The sequence below is a fragment of the Kingella potus genome (assembly GCF_900451175.1).
In the GTDB taxonomy this organism is placed as follows: Bacteria; Pseudomonadota; Gammaproteobacteria; order Burkholderiales; family Neisseriaceae; genus Neisseria; species Neisseria potus.
In genome coordinates this window covers 916,697-930,339 of record NZ_UGJJ01000001.1, presented here as the reverse complement: position 1 = coordinate 930,339, position 13,643 = coordinate 916,697, and the positions used below count along the sequence as shown (strand labels likewise).

The 13,643-nt window shown below is 59.8% G+C and carries 15 protein-coding genes; 8 read left to right on the top strand and 7 right to left on the bottom strand.

The features are described 5' to 3' along the window. Positions 1–26: 26 nt before the first annotated feature. The 3 genes from DYE40_RS12215 (at position 27) to DYE40_RS04175 (ending at position 3,149) form a co-directional block, all read left to right on the top strand. Entirely contained in the window at positions 27–704 is a 678-nt protein-coding gene (locus DYE40_RS12215) for a hypothetical protein (protein ID WP_147286578.1), read from the top strand. Positions 705–1,568: 864 nt separating this feature from the next. Next, the gene (locus tag DYE40_RS04180; RefSeq protein ID WP_115307869.1) at positions 1,569–2,366 is read left to right on the top strand and encodes a hypothetical protein; all 798 of its coding nucleotides are present in this window, start codon (positions 1,569–1,571) and stop codon (positions 2,364–2,366) included. A gap of 342 nt (positions 2,367–2,708) precedes the next feature. Next, a complete protein-coding gene (locus tag DYE40_RS04175) occupies positions 2,709–3,149 on the top strand; it encodes a hypothetical protein (RefSeq protein ID WP_147286577.1) in 441 nt (146 codons plus the stop codon). Positions 3,150–3,487: 338 nt separating this feature from the next. On the opposite strand, the gene rpiA is transcribed toward DYE40_RS04175, so the two are convergent. From rpiA to DYE40_RS04160, 3 genes are all read right to left on the bottom strand, one after another. Further along, positions 3,488–4,156, bottom strand: coding sequence for a ribose-5-phosphate isomerase RpiA (rpiA, locus tag DYE40_RS04170; protein WP_115307867.1), 669 nt, complete (start codon positions 4,154–4,156; stop codon positions 3,488–3,490). A gap of 9 nt (positions 4,157–4,165) precedes the next feature. Continuing rightward, positions 4,166–4,480, bottom strand: a complete 315-nt coding sequence (locus DYE40_RS04165) for a hypothetical protein (RefSeq protein ID WP_115307866.1) — start codon at positions 4,478–4,480, stop codon at positions 4,166–4,168. A gap of 185 nt (positions 4,481–4,665) precedes the next feature. Beyond that, the gene (locus DYE40_RS04160; RefSeq protein WP_115307865.1) at positions 4,666–5,268 is read right to left on the bottom strand and encodes a CNP1-like family protein; all 603 of its coding nucleotides are present in this window, start codon (positions 5,266–5,268) and stop codon (positions 4,666–4,668) included. Between the two features lie 80 nt (positions 5,269–5,348). Between DYE40_RS04160 and DYE40_RS04155 the strand changes: the two genes are divergently transcribed. Continuing rightward, positions 5,349–5,573 (top strand): sulfurtransferase TusA family protein, encoded by a 225-nt coding sequence (locus DYE40_RS04155; RefSeq protein WP_115307864.1) that lies wholly within the window; start codon positions 5,349–5,351, stop codon positions 5,571–5,573. Positions 5,574–5,668: 95 nt separating this feature from the next. Here DYE40_RS04155 and DYE40_RS04150 read toward each other — a convergent pair whose 3' ends face one another. Both DYE40_RS04150 and dusB read right to left on the bottom strand, forming a co-directional pair. Next, the gene (locus DYE40_RS04150) at positions 5,669–5,908 is read right to left on the bottom strand and encodes a Fis family transcriptional regulator (protein WP_115307863.1); all 240 of its coding nucleotides are present in this window, start codon (positions 5,906–5,908) and stop codon (positions 5,669–5,671) included. A 98-nt stretch (positions 5,909–6,006) separates the two neighbouring features. Beyond that, complete coding sequence (gene dusB, locus DYE40_RS04145; protein ID WP_115307862.1) at positions 6,007–7,005, bottom strand: tRNA dihydrouridine synthase DusB; 999 nt, start codon at positions 7,003–7,005, stop codon at positions 6,007–6,009. Positions 7,006–7,214: 209 nt separating this feature from the next. Between dusB and rnhB the strand changes: the two genes are divergently transcribed. Next, on the top strand, positions 7,215–7,805 hold the full coding sequence (rnhB, locus tag DYE40_RS04140; protein WP_115307861.1) for a ribonuclease HII: 591 nt from the start codon (positions 7,215–7,217) through the stop codon (positions 7,803–7,805). 113 nt (positions 7,806–7,918) lie between these two features. Further along, positions 7,919–8,389 carry a 23S rRNA (pseudouridine(1915)-N(3))-methyltransferase RlmH gene (gene rlmH / locus DYE40_RS04135; RefSeq protein WP_115307860.1) on the top strand — a complete coding sequence of 157 codons (471 nt, stop codon included), beginning with the start codon at positions 7,919–7,921 and terminating at the stop codon, positions 8,387–8,389. A 376-nt stretch (positions 8,390–8,765) separates the two neighbouring features. Here the strand turns inward: rlmH and rsmG are convergent, their stop codons facing one another. Beyond that, positions 8,766–9,395 carry a 16S rRNA (guanine(527)-N(7))-methyltransferase RsmG gene (rsmG, locus tag DYE40_RS04130; protein WP_115307859.1) on the bottom strand — a complete coding sequence of 210 codons (630 nt, stop codon included), beginning with the start codon at positions 9,393–9,395 and terminating at the stop codon, positions 8,766–8,768. Between the two features lie 118 nt (positions 9,396–9,513). Between rsmG and DYE40_RS04125 the strand changes: the two genes are divergently transcribed. Next, entirely contained in the window at positions 9,514–10,158 is a 645-nt protein-coding gene (locus DYE40_RS04125) for a pyrimidine 5'-nucleotidase (RefSeq protein WP_115307858.1), read from the top strand. 104 nt (positions 10,159–10,262) lie between these two features. Continuing rightward, entirely contained in the window at positions 10,263–12,170 is a 1,908-nt protein-coding gene (gene mnmG, locus DYE40_RS04120) for a tRNA uridine-5-carboxymethylaminomethyl(34) synthesis enzyme MnmG (protein ID WP_425451184.1), read from the top strand. A gap of 48 nt (positions 12,171–12,218) precedes the next feature. Here the strand turns inward: mnmG and DYE40_RS04115 are convergent, their stop codons facing one another. Beyond that, complete coding sequence (locus tag DYE40_RS04115) at positions 12,219–13,640, bottom strand: surface lipoprotein assembly modifier (protein WP_115307857.1); 1,422 nt, start codon at positions 13,638–13,640, stop codon at positions 12,219–12,221. Positions 13,641–13,643: the final 3 nt, after the last annotated feature.

Genomic DNA, 13,643 nt, shown 5'->3' with positions numbered 1-13,643 from the left:
TGTTTATTGCTAAATAGGAGTAACTCATGAAAATAAATATTCCAAACGATGGTACGCAACTTATTGCAGAAAAAGGGGAAGAAATTTCTCCAATCTATTTGGAAAACGTAAGTACTGTTATACCAAATATGGAACTATCAAATCTTGGTTTAGAATTAAAACAAGATGGAAAAAATAATTTTTATCTCACAGGTAAATTTAAAGCAAAAGGAAAATATCCTATTGAACTTAATGCTGACGAACATGTATTTAAAATAAATTTCACTGTTCATGATAATGATTTTGCTCAACTCTGGTATCTTTTGATACTTTTCGTCCCTGTTTTTATATACTCTCTTTCTTACCTAGATATATTCTCCTGCTATCTGAATATTATTTATACTAAATATGCCATTGCATCAATTTTAATAAATGCAGTAGTTATAGTTAGTTATTTTGAAATAATTATCCAGGCATGGCACTTAATGTTTTTAGTGATTCCAAAAGAAGGTAAAAAAATAGGATTAACACATTTAACTTTACTATCAGCTGTTACTGTTGTCTTAGCCGTACCGGCAATTATATTAAGTTCATCGAACTATAAAGAGGGGAAGTACCATATAGATGTAAATTCATTCATTCTTGCACTAAGTGTTTTTATATTAAATAGTGCTTTAATTTATTTCAAAAATAAATTTATTCGCAAACAAGCATCGCCAACGTAGCCAGCGTGCGTAGTGTGTGTCGCACAGCGACGCACGCGTTCCCCGCCCTGCAACGAACCACGCGCTTCCCGCAAACCCAAAAACCGCATGCACCGCTTGGGCGACACACCTTACTTTAATATCCAATATCGGAGGCCGTCTGAAATCCACCTTTCAGACGGCCTTATCTTTTCAGGTAGCCTCTCCCTATAAAGGCTGCCTGAAAACCCACACCGCCCAAATAACCCGCCGCTGTCATTCCCGCGCAGCAAGCGTAGCCTGCGTGCGTAGGGTGTGTCGCCTAAGCGACGCACGCGTTCCCCGCCCTGCAACGAACCCCGCGCTTCCCGCAAACCCCAAACCGCGTGCGTCGCTTAGGCGACACACCCTACCTTAATATCCAATATCGGAGGCCGTCTGAAATCCACCTTTCAGACGGCCTGACTGTTTTCAGGTAGCCTTTCCCTATAAAGGCTACCTGAAAACCCGCCCCGCCCAAACAGCCCGCGCCGTCATTCCCGCGCAGGCGGGAATCTTGTCCGGAGTTTGCCGCCGCAGATTTCCCGCTCCGAGTGCGGCGGCGCGGAAAATCTGCGGCATATGGTCGGCAAATACGCTTGACCAATCTTGCCAAGCCGTTCGCCGCATCCCAAAAAAATTCCCGCCTGCGCGGGAACAATAGTAGTATCAGCACAGCCCTTATCCGCAGGGATCGGCTCTGCCGCACACACCGTTTCCCAGCCCCCCAAAAAACCAGCGCGCGCCGGCCTGCGGCCCACACCCCGCCGCCCGCTCCCATCCCATTACCGGCAGCTTGCATTTTTCAGTCCGCACGCCCCAAAAAGGCAGCTTAAAGCCCCCAAACACCACACAGCCAAACCAACCATGTCCGCCACCACTCCGCTCCCCGCCCTCATCGCCGAAGCCTACCGCCTGTTCGCCCCCTGCCGCGCCACCTTCCCGCTCGCCGTCTGCAATTGCGCGTGCTGCTCGCCACAAGACTTCCAGCGCGAACTGCTGCGCTTCCCCTTGCGCCAAATCCCCGCCGATTATCTCTACGCCTACCTGTCCAGCGTCCCCTCGGACGACCAGGCCGCCACCGCCCGCGACATGAAACACTTTCTGCCGCGCATTCTGGAAGCCGTTACACGCGGCGAAGACATCCGCAGCCTGGACGAAATGCGCCTGGACAAACTCTGCTGCGGCCTCCCCGAAGTCTGGGCAAGCGACGAACTGGACTTCCTGCACCGCTTCGCCCGCGCATGGTTTGCCAGCCTGCTCAACGGCCAAAACGCCGCATTGCCAGCCATACAATCCGCCGACCCGCACACAACGCTGCTCACATTCCACTACGCAGGCTTGGACTGCACCGCCGAATTACTTGCCGTTTGGACGCAACACGCCGACCACCCGGCCGCACTTGCCGCCTTTGTAGCACTGTGGACAGCCATGCCCGTCGGCAGCAGCCAATGGCGCGAACGCTTTTACCTGCCCGCCGAACACCACATCCGCCCCGAACGTTTTACCCAACCGCTGCTGCAATGGTTTGACGATCCCGCCACCCGCGCCACATTCCAAGCCGCGCTGGAAACCGCCCTGCTGGAAGACCGCGCCCCGGCCGATGAAATCCCGCTGTGGGAAAATTGCTACGACTGGCTCGGCATGATGCTGAAACCGGCCTAAACCGCGCACAGCAAGCGCAGGCCTGCTCTTGTCCCGACAAACTTTTTCCTGCTGAAACCATCGGGTTGGCAAGCCAGTCCATGCAAAAAGCAAACGCAGCCTGCGTGCGTAGGGTGTGTCGCCGCAGCGGCGCACGCGCTCCCCGCCCTGCAAGGAATTTCTACATCTCCCGAAAACCCCAAACCGCGTGCGTCGCTGCAGCGACACACCCTACCTTAATATCCAATATCAAAGGCCGTCTGAAAACCTATCTTTCAGACGGCCTGATTGTTTCAGGCAGCCCTTCCCCGCCAAGTCTTCCTGAAAACCCAAATTCCGCAAAGCAAAAAGCCGTATCGTATAATGCCGCCAGCCCATACATTCTCCCCCATCATGGCCGACATTCTCCTTATCCCCGCCGTACTCCTTATTTTCGCCGTCATCCTCCGCCAGCTCCTGCCCGCGCCCAAGCTGAGCCATCAAGGCGAGCCGTTGGTGTGCGTCAGCCAGGGCAAGGTGTTGGGCAGCGAGCGGATTTATTTCGGCCAAAGCGGGCTGTTTGTGTACCGCCGCCGCGTTTTGCAGGCGCATTATCCGTTTGACGCGCTGGTTTCGCTGGAAAAAACCATGCTCGGCATCAACAAACAAAAAGTGTGGGAAATCGTGTTTGCAAGCGGCGGCGGCCAAACCCGCTACACTTTTATCCCCCTCCTGCGCGGCTTCACACAGCTCTATCAGCATCTGCTGCAAACCCGCCCGCAGACGGTAAAAAGCCGCTGGCACCGGTATTTTCCCGGGGTTTGACCTGGCAAGGCATGAAATTGGCGAAACCGTCGGGTTCGGCAGACCCATGCAATCAACAGGCCGTCTGAAAACGCAGTTTGCCCCATTTTCAGACGGCCTCTGCCGTTTAAAGCAGGGTGTAAGGTAGGGTGTGCCGCCCAAACGACGCACGCGTTTAGCAAATGTCTGCATGACAGTTGGCAAACGGAAAACGGCAGAGAACGCGTGCGTTGCCTTGGGGCAACACACCCTACGCGGAGTGGAACGGGAAACAACAGGCCGTCTGAAAACCATATAAATAGGTTTTCAGACGGCCTTTGCGTATTGTCCTGCCTACCGGTCTGTCTGCCCGGGCGGCCTTACGCGCCGATGCGGACGATTTCTACGCCGGAAGGGCGGGCGAGGACGAGGATGTCGGCGGTGTGGCGGGCGAAGAGGCCGTTTTCGACTACGCCGGGGATTTTGTTGAGTTCGTCTTCCAGCGTCAGCGGGCGGGAGAGATCCATGTCGGCCACGTCGAGGATTTCGTTGCCGCTGTCGGTGGTGAAGCCGACGCGGAGCTGCGGCTGTCCGCCGAGTTTGAGCAGTTGGCGGGCAACCAGCGAGCGGGCGTGGGGGACGACTTCGACAGGCAGGGGGAATTTGCCGAGGCGGGCGACGTACTTGCTTTCGTCGGCCATGCAGACGAAGAGGTCGGACGCGCTGGCGACGATTTTTTCGCGCAGGAGTGCGCCTCCGCCGCCTTTGACCATTTGCAGGGAGTGGTTCACTTCGTCCGCGCCGTCGAAGTAGGCGGAAAGGCGGACGACATCGGAAAGGGTTACTTCGGGAATGCCGTATTTTTCCAGCATGGCGGAAGTGGCGTTCGAGCTGCTGACCGCGCCTTTGACGGTTTTGCCGGATGCGGCCAGTGCCTGGATGAAATAATTGACGGTGGAGCCGGTGCCGATGCCGATGTATTCGTTTTCGGGAACAAATTCGACGGCTTTCGCGCCGGCCATGCGTTTGAGATCGTCTTGCGCTGTCATGTCTGATCCTTAGTTTGCCTGTTGGTGTTTGTAAAAAGCTGCAAGGCGCATCATAACCGAAACGGGCGTTTGCGGCATCCGTATGCGGCGGGTGTTTGACGGGGCGCAAAAGATGGCAGGCAGGCCGTCTGAAAGCTGATTTTCAGACGGCCTTTGCATTTTCGATTTCCGTATGCCGCATTCCCACATCCAATCTGCAAAACTGCCCGCCGTACCGAGCCTGCCGCAGGATGCCGCCCAAGCGGCGCACGCTTCCCCGCCCTGCTGCGAATTTTTACGCTGCCCGAAAACTTCAAAACCGCGTGCGTCGCCTTTGGGCGGCACACCCTGCCTTAATATCGGAGGCCGTCTGAAAAACGTTCGACCAGCAAGCACAGTTTGGCTTCTGACCCGACAATCCCGCCAATCTGCCGGCCAATTGCCGAAAACCGTCGGGTTTGCAACCCAAGCTGCACAAAAGGCCGTCTGAAAACGGGGTTTTCAGACGGCCTGCCTAATGGGCGTTTGCGTCAGAAGTCGCTTTCGCGGCTGCTTTGCCTGCCGGATGCGTCATGGAGGCCGCCGCGTTCGTTGAGGCGTTTGATCAGGCCGTCGGCGGTGTCGGGCGTGCCGTCGATGCACCAGATGCGGTAGAGCGCTCCGCGCAGTGCCGCGCCGCTGTTGGGGCTGCCGCCGAATTCCTGCCAGCCGGGATTGCGTGCCGTGATCCAGCGGCGGTTGACGGGATCGCCGTAGGCGTAGGTTTTGTAGCCGCTTTTTTTGCTTTGGCCGCCGGCAAACGATCCGGGGGCGCAGTAGAGAGCTTCCGCGCTGATGTTGTCGAAGCCTTGCGGGGAACGGACGTTGGCGATGTAGCGGACGGTGCCGTCGGCGGCGGGGCGGACGGAGGCGGCGGCGATGAGGAGCTTGGTTTTGGCGGTGGGGGAAAGGTATATGTCAAACCATTTGGCGGCGGCTTCGGGATAGGGCGGGAGGGGTTCTTCCGCTTCGGTAAAGGTTTTGCGGGCGCGGTCGGCTTCGGTTTCGGTGTAGTTGTTGAAGGGTTTTTCGTCGTCGAAGGCGCGGGCGGGCAGGGCGGCGAGCAGCAGGGCGGCAAGCAAGAGGCGGTTCACGGGTTTGGCTCCTGTGGGTGGGAAACGCGGCGGATTGTAGCATTGGGGCGTATAATCCGCCGCTTTTTCAGGAGAAGGCGATGGCTGTGCATATGTTGGATGTGCGGGGGCTCAAATGCCCGCTGCCGATTCTGCGGGCGAAAAAGGCTTTGGCGGAGTTGTCGGGCGGGGAGGAGCTGGAAGTGTTGGCGACGGATGCGGGCGCACCCGACGATTTTGCGGCGTTCTGCCGCCAGACGGGTCATGCGCTTTTGCTGTCTGAGGAGGAAGACGGGGTGTTTCGGATGCTGCTGCGGCACAAGTGAGGCCGCCGTATGTCGGAAGGCCGTCTGAAAAAGCGGATTGCGTTTTTTCAGACGGCCTTTTTGCGGCATTTTTTCAGAACGGGCGGGCTTTGCATTTACAGCAGGCCGTGTTCGGTGAGCTTTTTGCGCAGGGTGTTGCGGTTGATGCCGAGCATTTCGGCGGCTTTGGACTGATTGCCGCCGCATTGCGCCATCACGACTTCGAGCATGGGTTTTTCCACCTGGCGCAGCACCATGCCGTACACGTTGGCGGCGGGCTGGCCGTCGAGGGTGCGGAAATAGAGGATGAGGTTTTGTTCGATGCAGTAGGCGATGTCGTGGGTTCGGTTCGGCATGGTGCGGTACTCGGAAAAGGGTCTGGGACGGGCGCGGCCGTTGCAGCCGTCATGCAGGCTGCATTGTAAACAGAAACGGCGCGGTTTGTAAGCGTCGTTTAATTTTCGTTAGGCCAGTGGGGCGTTTCGCGGGCGAGGTTTTCGAGGAAGGCGGCGGTTGCGTCGTATTGCGCCGCCGCGCAATCGAGGGTGTTGGCATATTTGCGGAAGGCTTCGCCGCCTGCGAGCGGGGCGGCATACCAGCCGATATGCTTGCGGGCGATGCGCATACCGGCATGGCTGCCGTAGAAGGCGTAGATGGCTTCGAGGTGGCGCAGCATGACGGCGGCGGCCGTCTGAAAAGGCATGGGTGCGGGCGGCGTGCCGTGGCGCAGGAAGTGGCGGATTTCGGCAAACAGCCACGGCCTGCCCTGCGCGGCGCGGCCTATCATCACGCCGTCCGCGCCGGTTTGGCGCAATACGTCGGCGGCTTTCTGCGGGCTTGTGATGTCGCCGTTGGCCCATACGGGGATGGAGATTTCCTGTTTGACCCGGGCGATGAGGCCGTAGGACGCGTCGCCTTTGTACATTTGCTCGCGGGTGCGGCCGTGGACGGCGATGGCGGCAATGCCGGCCTGTTCGGCCGTTTTGGCGATGGCAAGAATGTTTTTATTGCTTTCGCAAAAGCCGAGGCGGGTTTTCAGGGTAACGGGCACACCGGCCGCCGCCACCACGGCGCGCAGGATTTCGCCCACCAGTTTTTCGTTTTGCAGCAATGCGCTGCCCGCCAAAACATTGCACACTTTTTTCACGGGGCAGCCCATGTTGATGTCGATGATTTGCGCGCTCTGCTCCGCGTTGTAACGTGCCGCTTCGGCCATTTTCTGCGGGTCGCTGCCCGCAATCTGTACCGCGCGTATGCCCTCTTCGCCGGAAAAATCGCTGCGGTGCAGGCTTTTTTTCGTCTGCCGCAGCGCGGGGTCGCTGTTGAGCATTTCGCTGACGGCATAGCCCGCGCCGAATTGCCGCGCCAGTTGGCGGAAGGGCTTGTCGGTAATGCCCGCCATCGGCGCGAGGGCGGTCGGGGGATCGACGGTGTAGGAGGCGATGGCAAACATGGCGGGCGGGCGGGAGAAAAAGGGCGCGATTATAGCGCAGAGGCCGTCTGAAAGGCTTTTCAGACGGCCTCTGCAACAGCAGTATGCGCTTGGGCGTTGCGGCGCGGGGGAAATATCCGCACGCGGGAAACGGGCGGCGCGGGCGGCACGTCCTATTGACAGCACCGCAGCGCGCGTTATCCTTGCACGTTTTCAGCAAGGGGCAAAACATGGAAATGATATTGTATGCGGGCGTGGACGAAGCGGGACGCGGCGCGCTGGTCGGCAGCGTGTTTGCCGCCGCCGTCATCCTGCCGGAGCGTTACCGTTTGATCGGCCTGACCGACTCGAAAAGAATCCAAGAGCCGAAACGCAATGAGCTGGCGGCGCAAATCAAGGAGCAGGCGGTGGCGTGGAGCGTGGCATCGGCGAGCGTGGAAGAAATCGCCCGCCTCAACATCCTGCACGCCACCATGCTGGCGATGCGCCGCGCGGTCGAAGGGCTGGCCGTGCCGCCGCAGAAAATCCTGATCGACGGCAGGCACATACCCGAAGGCCTGAACGCGCCGGCCGAAGCCATCGTCGGCGGCGATTTGAAAATTGCCGCCATTTCCGCCGCCTCGATACTGGCCAAAACCGCCCGCGACGCGGAAATGTACGCACTGGCGGCGCGTTACCCGCAATACGGCTTCGACCGCCACAAGGGTTACAGCAGGACGAAACACCTTGCCGCGCTGCAACAGTACGGCGCACTGCCCGAACACCGCGCCGATTTCAAGCCCGTACGCGCCGTGCTGGAACAAAAGCAGCAGTCCGAATAAAGGCCGCACCGCAGGCAGCATCCGTTTTCAGACGGCCTCCCGCGCAGGCCGTCTGAAAACACGTCTGCCGCAACTGCCGCCCTCCCTGTCCCGCAGTCCCGAAAGGAAACCCCGTGAACATCACCGTCCTCGCCGTCGGCACCAAAATGCCGCGCTGGGTGGACGAAGCGGTAAACGAATACGCCAAACGCTTCGGCCGCGACATCCGCTACGTTTTGAAAGAAATCAAGCCCGAAAAACGCGGCGCGGGCACAGGCGCGGTACAAGGCATGGCGGCGGAGGAGAAACGCATACTCGAAGCCCTGCCGCAGGGCGCGTTTCTCGTTGCGCTGGACGAGCGCGGCACCTCCCCCACCTCGGCCGCCCTCGCGCAACATCTGCACGCATGGCGGCAGGACGGGCGGCACGTCTGCTTTGTCATCGGCGGCGCGGACGGCATGACCGACGCGCTGAAACAACGCGCCGGCCTGCTGATGCGCCTGTCCGACCTGACCCTGCCGCACGGCATGGTACGCGTGCTGCTCACCGAGCAGCTCTACCGCGCATTGTCGATTCTGAACAACCATCCCTACCACCGCGAATAAGTAGGGTGTGCCGCACAGCGGCGCACACGGTTTGCAGATGCCGGCGGCAGTTTGCAAAACGGGAAACGGCAGGAGCGCGTGCCTTGCCTTTGGGCAATACACCCTACGCGGGACGGAACGGGAAACAACAGGCCGTCTGAAAACACGGATTTCGGGTTTTCAGACGGCCTCTGCCGTTTCAAGCAGGATGTAAGATAGGGTGTGCCGCGCAGCGGCGCACGCGGTTTGCAGATGTCGGCGGCAGCTTGCAAAACGGGAAACGGCAGGAGCGCGTGCCTTGCCTTTGGGCAACGCACCCTACGCGGGACGGAACGGGAAACAACAGGCCGTCTGAAAACACATTTTCTGCATTTTCAGACGGCCTCTGCGCAGCGGCTCATGCCGTTTTTTCTTCCAGCAGCACCATATGCCGCTCCGCATCCAGCCCCGGCACTTCCAAACTATCCGCCGCCGCCACCCGCACCCACGGCGGCAGGCGGGCGATTTCTTCCTGCGGATACACCCCTTTCATCGCCGCCCAGCGTCCGCCCGCCGCAGGCAGGCTGCGGGTGAGGGAAACAAAGTCGGCCAGCTCGGCGAAAGCGCGGCTGCTGACGATGTCGGCCTTTTTGCCGGCCAGTTTCTCCACCCGCACGGCGGCCACTTCCACATTGTCCAAACCCAGCTCGATGGCCGCCTGGCGCAGAAAGGCGGTTTTCTTCGTGTTCGCATCGCACAGGATGATGCCCAAATCGGGGCGGCAGACGGCGGCCGGAATGCCGGGCATCCCGCCGCCCGACCCCACGTCGATCAGCGTGGCCGCGCCATCGAGATAAGGCAGCAGCGTCAGGCTGTCGAGCAGGTGGTGGCTGACCATCCGCGCTTTATCGCGCAGGGCGGTGAGGTTGTAGGCGGCATTCCATTTTTCCAAAAGATCGAGGTAGCCGAGCAGCATGGCCTGCCGCTGCGGCGCAATGTCCAGACCCATGGCGGCGATGCCCGATTGCAGTTGCTGTTGTGCGTCCATTCCTTATTCCGTGCAGTATTTCGGCAAACGCGCGATATTAAAGCAAACCGCCGGCCGCCGTCAGCCGTTTTCAGACGGCCTGACGCTATAATCGCGCTTTTTCCGCCGCCTGCCCGCCATGTCCGACACCGTCTGGCTCTTCGACCTCGACAACACCCTGCACCACGCCGACGCAGGCATCTTCTGCCTCATCAACCGCCGCATGACCGAATGGCTCGCCGCCAATCTGCACCTGCACGCAGACGAAGCCGACCGCCTGCGCCGCCGCTGGTGGCACGAATACGGTGCCACCCTCACCGGCCTGCGCCTGCACCATCCCGCAGCCGATGCCGCAGACTTCCTGCGTTTCGCGCACCCGATGGCGGCCGTCCTGCCCCTGCTGCGCGGCGAAGCCGGCGCGGCGGACACGATAGGCCGTCTGAAAGGCCGCAAAGCCGTGCTGTCCAACGCGCCCTCGTTTTACGTGCGCGCACTCATCCCCGCGCTCGGCCTGGACGGCTGTTTCGACGCGCTGCTGGGCACCGACGACTGCGCCTTCGCCTGCAAGCCCGACCCCGCCGCCTACCTTGCCGCCTGTGCCGCCCTCGATGTACCGCCGGAATGCTGCATCATGGCCGACGACTCCGCCGCCAACCTCGCCGCCGCGAAAACACTCGGTATGCGCACCGTATGGTACGGCGCACACGCCCACCCCCTGCCCTTTGCCGACTGCGCCGCGCGGAATATGGCCGAACTGGCGGCATGGGCGGAACAGGCCGTCTGAAACCGCCGACAGCGGGCGGCGGCGAAAGCGCGTACAATCCGCGCTTTTCTTTTTTTACAGACCGTTTTCAGACGGCCGCAAACACCCGCAGGCCGTCTGAAAACATGAAACACACAGACAACACCATGATTTACCCCAAAACCTACGACGTCATCGTGGTCGGCGGCGGCCATGCCGGCACGGAGGCCGCGCTCGCCGCCGCGCGTATGGGCGCGGCCACGCTGCTCATCACCCACAATATCGAAACGCTCGGGCAAATGTCGTGCAACCCCTCCATCGGCGGCATCGGCAAAGGCCATCTCGTGCGCGAAGTCGATGCGCTGGGCGGCGCGATGGCGCTGGCAACCGATATGTCGGGCATCCAGTTCCGCCGCCTCAACGCCAGCAAAGGCGCGGCGGTTCGTGCCACCCGCGCGCAGGCTGACCGCATTCTTTATAAGGCCGCCATCCGCGAAATGCTGGAAAACCAGCCCAATCTGGAGATTTTCCAGCAGGCGGTGGAAGACATCACGCTTGAGGGCGAACGCGTATCGGGCGTGAAAACCCAGATGGGCGTTGAGTTTAAAGCCCGTGCCGTGGTGCTGACGGCGGGCACGTTTCTGGCGGGCAAAATCCACATCGGTTTGGAAAACTATGCCGGCGGCCGCGCGGGCGATCCTGCCGCCCAGTCGCTTTCAGGCTGCCTGAAAGCGCTGAACCTGCCGCAAGGCCGTCTGAAAACCGGCACGCCGCCGCGCATCGACGGGCGCACGATTGATTTTTCGCAGCTTGCCGAACAGCCCGGCGACACGCCCGTGCCCGTGATGTCGGTGCGCGGCGGCGCGGCGATGCACCCGCGCCAAGTGTCGTGCTGGATTACCCACACCAATCCGCACACCCACGACATCATCCGCAGCGGCTTCGACCGCAGCCCGATGTTCACCGGCAAAATCGAAGGCGCGGGGCCGCGCTACTGCCCGTCGGTGGAAGACAAAATCAACCGCTTCGCCGACAAAGACAGCCATCAGATTTTTCTCGAACCCGAAGGCCTGACCACGCACGAATACTACCCCAACGGCATCTCCACCAGCCTGCCGTTCGACATCCAGCTTGCCCTCGTGCGCTCGATGAAAGGCTTGGAACGCGCCCACATCCTGCGCCCCGGCTACGCGATTGAGTACGACTATTTCGACCCGCGCAACCTCAAAGCCAGCCTCGAAACCAAAACCATAGCCGGACTGTTTTTCGCCGGACAAATCAACGGCACGACCGGCTACGAAGAAGCCGCCGCGCAAGGGCTGCTGGCAGGCGCGAACGCCGTGCAGCATGTGCGCAATCAAGAGCCGCTGCTGCTGCGCCGCGAACAAGCCTATCTCGGCGTATTGGTCGATGATTTGATTACCAAAGGCGTGAACGAGCCCTACCGCATGTTTACCAGCCGCGCCGAATACCGCCTGCAACTGCGCGAAGACAACGCCGACATGCGCCTCACCGAAGATGGCCGCAAAATCGGCCTGGTCGGCGAAGCACAATGGCGCGCGTTCAACGAAAAACGCGAAGCCGTCGAGCGCGAAATCCAACGCCTCAAAACCACTTGGTACACGCCCGCCAAGCTGCCCGAAAGCGAACAGATGCGCGTGTTCGGGCAAAAGTTGAGCCGCGAAGCCAGCCTGCACGACCTGCTGCGCCGCCCCAATCTGGATTACGCCAATCTGATGACGCTGCCCGATGCCATGCCGTCTGAAAAGCTGCCTGAAAACGTGGTGGAGCAGGTGGAAATCCAAGTGAAGTATCAGGGCTATATCGACCGCCAGCAGGAAGAAATCGACAACCGCCGCGATATTGAAACGCTCAGGCTGCCTGAAAACATCGATTACGCCAAAGTTAAGGGACTCTCCGCCGAAGTGCAGCAGAAACTCAACCAGCACCGCCCCGAAACGCTCGGGCAGGCCAGCCGCATTTCCGGCGTAACGCCCGCCGCCGTCGCGCTGTTGATGGTGCATTTGAAGCGCGGGTTTAAAGAGGCGAAGTAGTGAAAAGGCCGTCTGAAACTTTCAGACGGCCTTTTTCATATTGCACATTCAAAACTGTTTGGAAACATCCAAAAACACCCTGTTTTCATGACGGCGGTAGTAAAAATGGTTGCTGCCGGTATAGCCCCAAGTCCAGTTCAGGCGCGGAGCGAAACCTTTCCACGAGAGTTTTTTATGCCCTACCGAGGTTCGCAGGAAGTATTCCGTGTCGTGGCGGCGGATGTTGAACAAATCGGATTCCCGGTAAAACCGCCGCTGTACACTGCCGTTAATCGCTGTAACCAATCCTTCCCCGCCCTGCCAGCGCCGCGTCCAGCCGGCGCGGATGCTGCCGTGGCGGTAGGCTTCCGACCGGTCGCGGGCATTTTCGCGGCCGCCGCCTGCGCCGAACACGAAATACTGCTGCGGCGAAGTTTGGTACATCAATGAAAACGCGCCGCCGTGCGTTGCGCCGTCGAGATGATCGCGTTCTTTGTGTGTTTTGTAACCCGACTGCCACGCGCCGAAAAGCACGGTTTTGGGGCTGACCATATACGAGCCGCGCAGGCTGCCGCCTGCGGTGTGAGAATAGGGTTCGGCGGCATACCATCTTTTTTCGGCAAACGGCATCAGCGAAATTTCGGTTTTCGCGCCGTGCCGCACCGGGCCGGTCTCAAAGCGCAGATTCAGGTCGTTATAATCGTGTGCGTCCCAATAGTATTTGCCGTACAGCGAAGCCTGCACTCTGGCCGACCAGTGTTTTTTCAGCGGCAGGGTTTTCTGCGCGGAAGCCTCATAGCCTACACCGTGGGCTGATTTGGGTTCAGGGAAACGCCAGTTGCCGTATTCGCGCTCTTTCGGCGTGCGTCCCACGTTTTTGTCGGCAATGTAATACGCGCTGCCGTCAAGCTGCCATTTGCGGCTGTTTTCGAGATATTGCGCGAAACTGCCGATATAGGCCGCCGTATCTGCGGGCAGGTCGGGTGTTTGGCGCAGCCGGTCAAGCTCTTCTTGCGCCTCGCGGTTCTGCCCGCTTTGCGAGAGCACCAGCGCAAGCTGCAAACGCACGGGCGAATATTCGGGATTTCGCGCCAGTATGCCGTGCAGAAGCCGTTCCGATTCGGCATAGCGTCCGTCGGCAGCCGACAAAACGGCCTGCGCGTAATCGGCCAACACGGCATCTTGGCTGCTTTCCGGCAGCCTGCGGTAGAGCGCGAGCAGAAAGCGGATATTGTCGGTATCTTGTCGGGAAACTGCAATATCGAGCGCGTTTTGCAGCAGTTCCGGCTGCGCCAAGAGTTCGTCTTCCGTCATGGAAACGGGTGCATTGCCGGTGTCGTGCGGCGGCACAGGCTGCGCGGGTTCGCGCACAGCCTGCTGCCTTTGTATCCGGGTAAGGTCGGTGTCGGTGCCGCTTTCGCCGGCGGTGTCGGGAGAGGCGGCAGCCAAAGCGGCACAGGCCGACAGGCAGTAAAGAAAATAACGTTGCATGGT

Bases quoted from the DNA above. Each gene is read 5' to 3' on its own strand.
- DYE40_RS04115 (WP_115307857.1), bottom strand. From the start codon at position 13,640: ATGCAACGTTATTTTCTTTACTGCCTGTCGGCCTGTGCCGCTTTGGCT.
- rnhB (WP_115307861.1), top strand. From the start codon at position 7,215: ATGGAAATGATATTGTATGCGGGCGTGGACGAAGCGGGACGCGGCGCG.
- rpiA (WP_115307867.1), bottom strand. From the start codon at position 4,156: ATGACAGCGCAAGACGATCTCAAACGCATGGCCGGCGCGAAAGCCGTC.
- rsmG (WP_115307859.1), bottom strand. From the start codon at position 9,395: ATGGACGCACAACAGCAACTGCAATCGGGCATCGCCGCCATGGGTCTG.
- DYE40_RS04125 (WP_115307858.1), top strand. From the start codon at position 9,514: ATGTCCGACACCGTCTGGCTCTTCGACCTCGACAACACCCTGCACCAC.
- DYE40_RS04155 (WP_115307864.1), top strand. From the start codon at position 5,349: ATGGCTGTGCATATGTTGGATGTGCGGGGGCTCAAATGCCCGCTGCCG.
- DYE40_RS04150 (WP_115307863.1), bottom strand. From the start codon at position 5,908: ATGCCGAACCGAACCCACGACATCGCCTACTGCATCGAACAAAACCTC.
- DYE40_RS12215 (WP_147286578.1), top strand. From the start codon at position 27: ATGAAAATAAATATTCCAAACGATGGTACGCAACTTATTGCAGAAAAA.
- DYE40_RS04180 (WP_115307869.1), top strand. From the start codon at position 1,569: ATGTCCGCCACCACTCCGCTCCCCGCCCTCATCGCCGAAGCCTACCGC.
- dusB (WP_115307862.1), bottom strand. From the start codon at position 7,005: ATGTTTGCCATCGCCTCCTACACCGTCGATCCCCCGACCGCCCTCGCG.
- DYE40_RS04175 (WP_147286577.1), top strand. From the start codon at position 2,709: ATGCCGCCAGCCCATACATTCTCCCCCATCATGGCCGACATTCTCCTT.
- mnmG (WP_425451184.1), top strand. From the start codon at position 10,263: ATGAAACACACAGACAACACCATGATTTACCCCAAAACCTACGACGTC.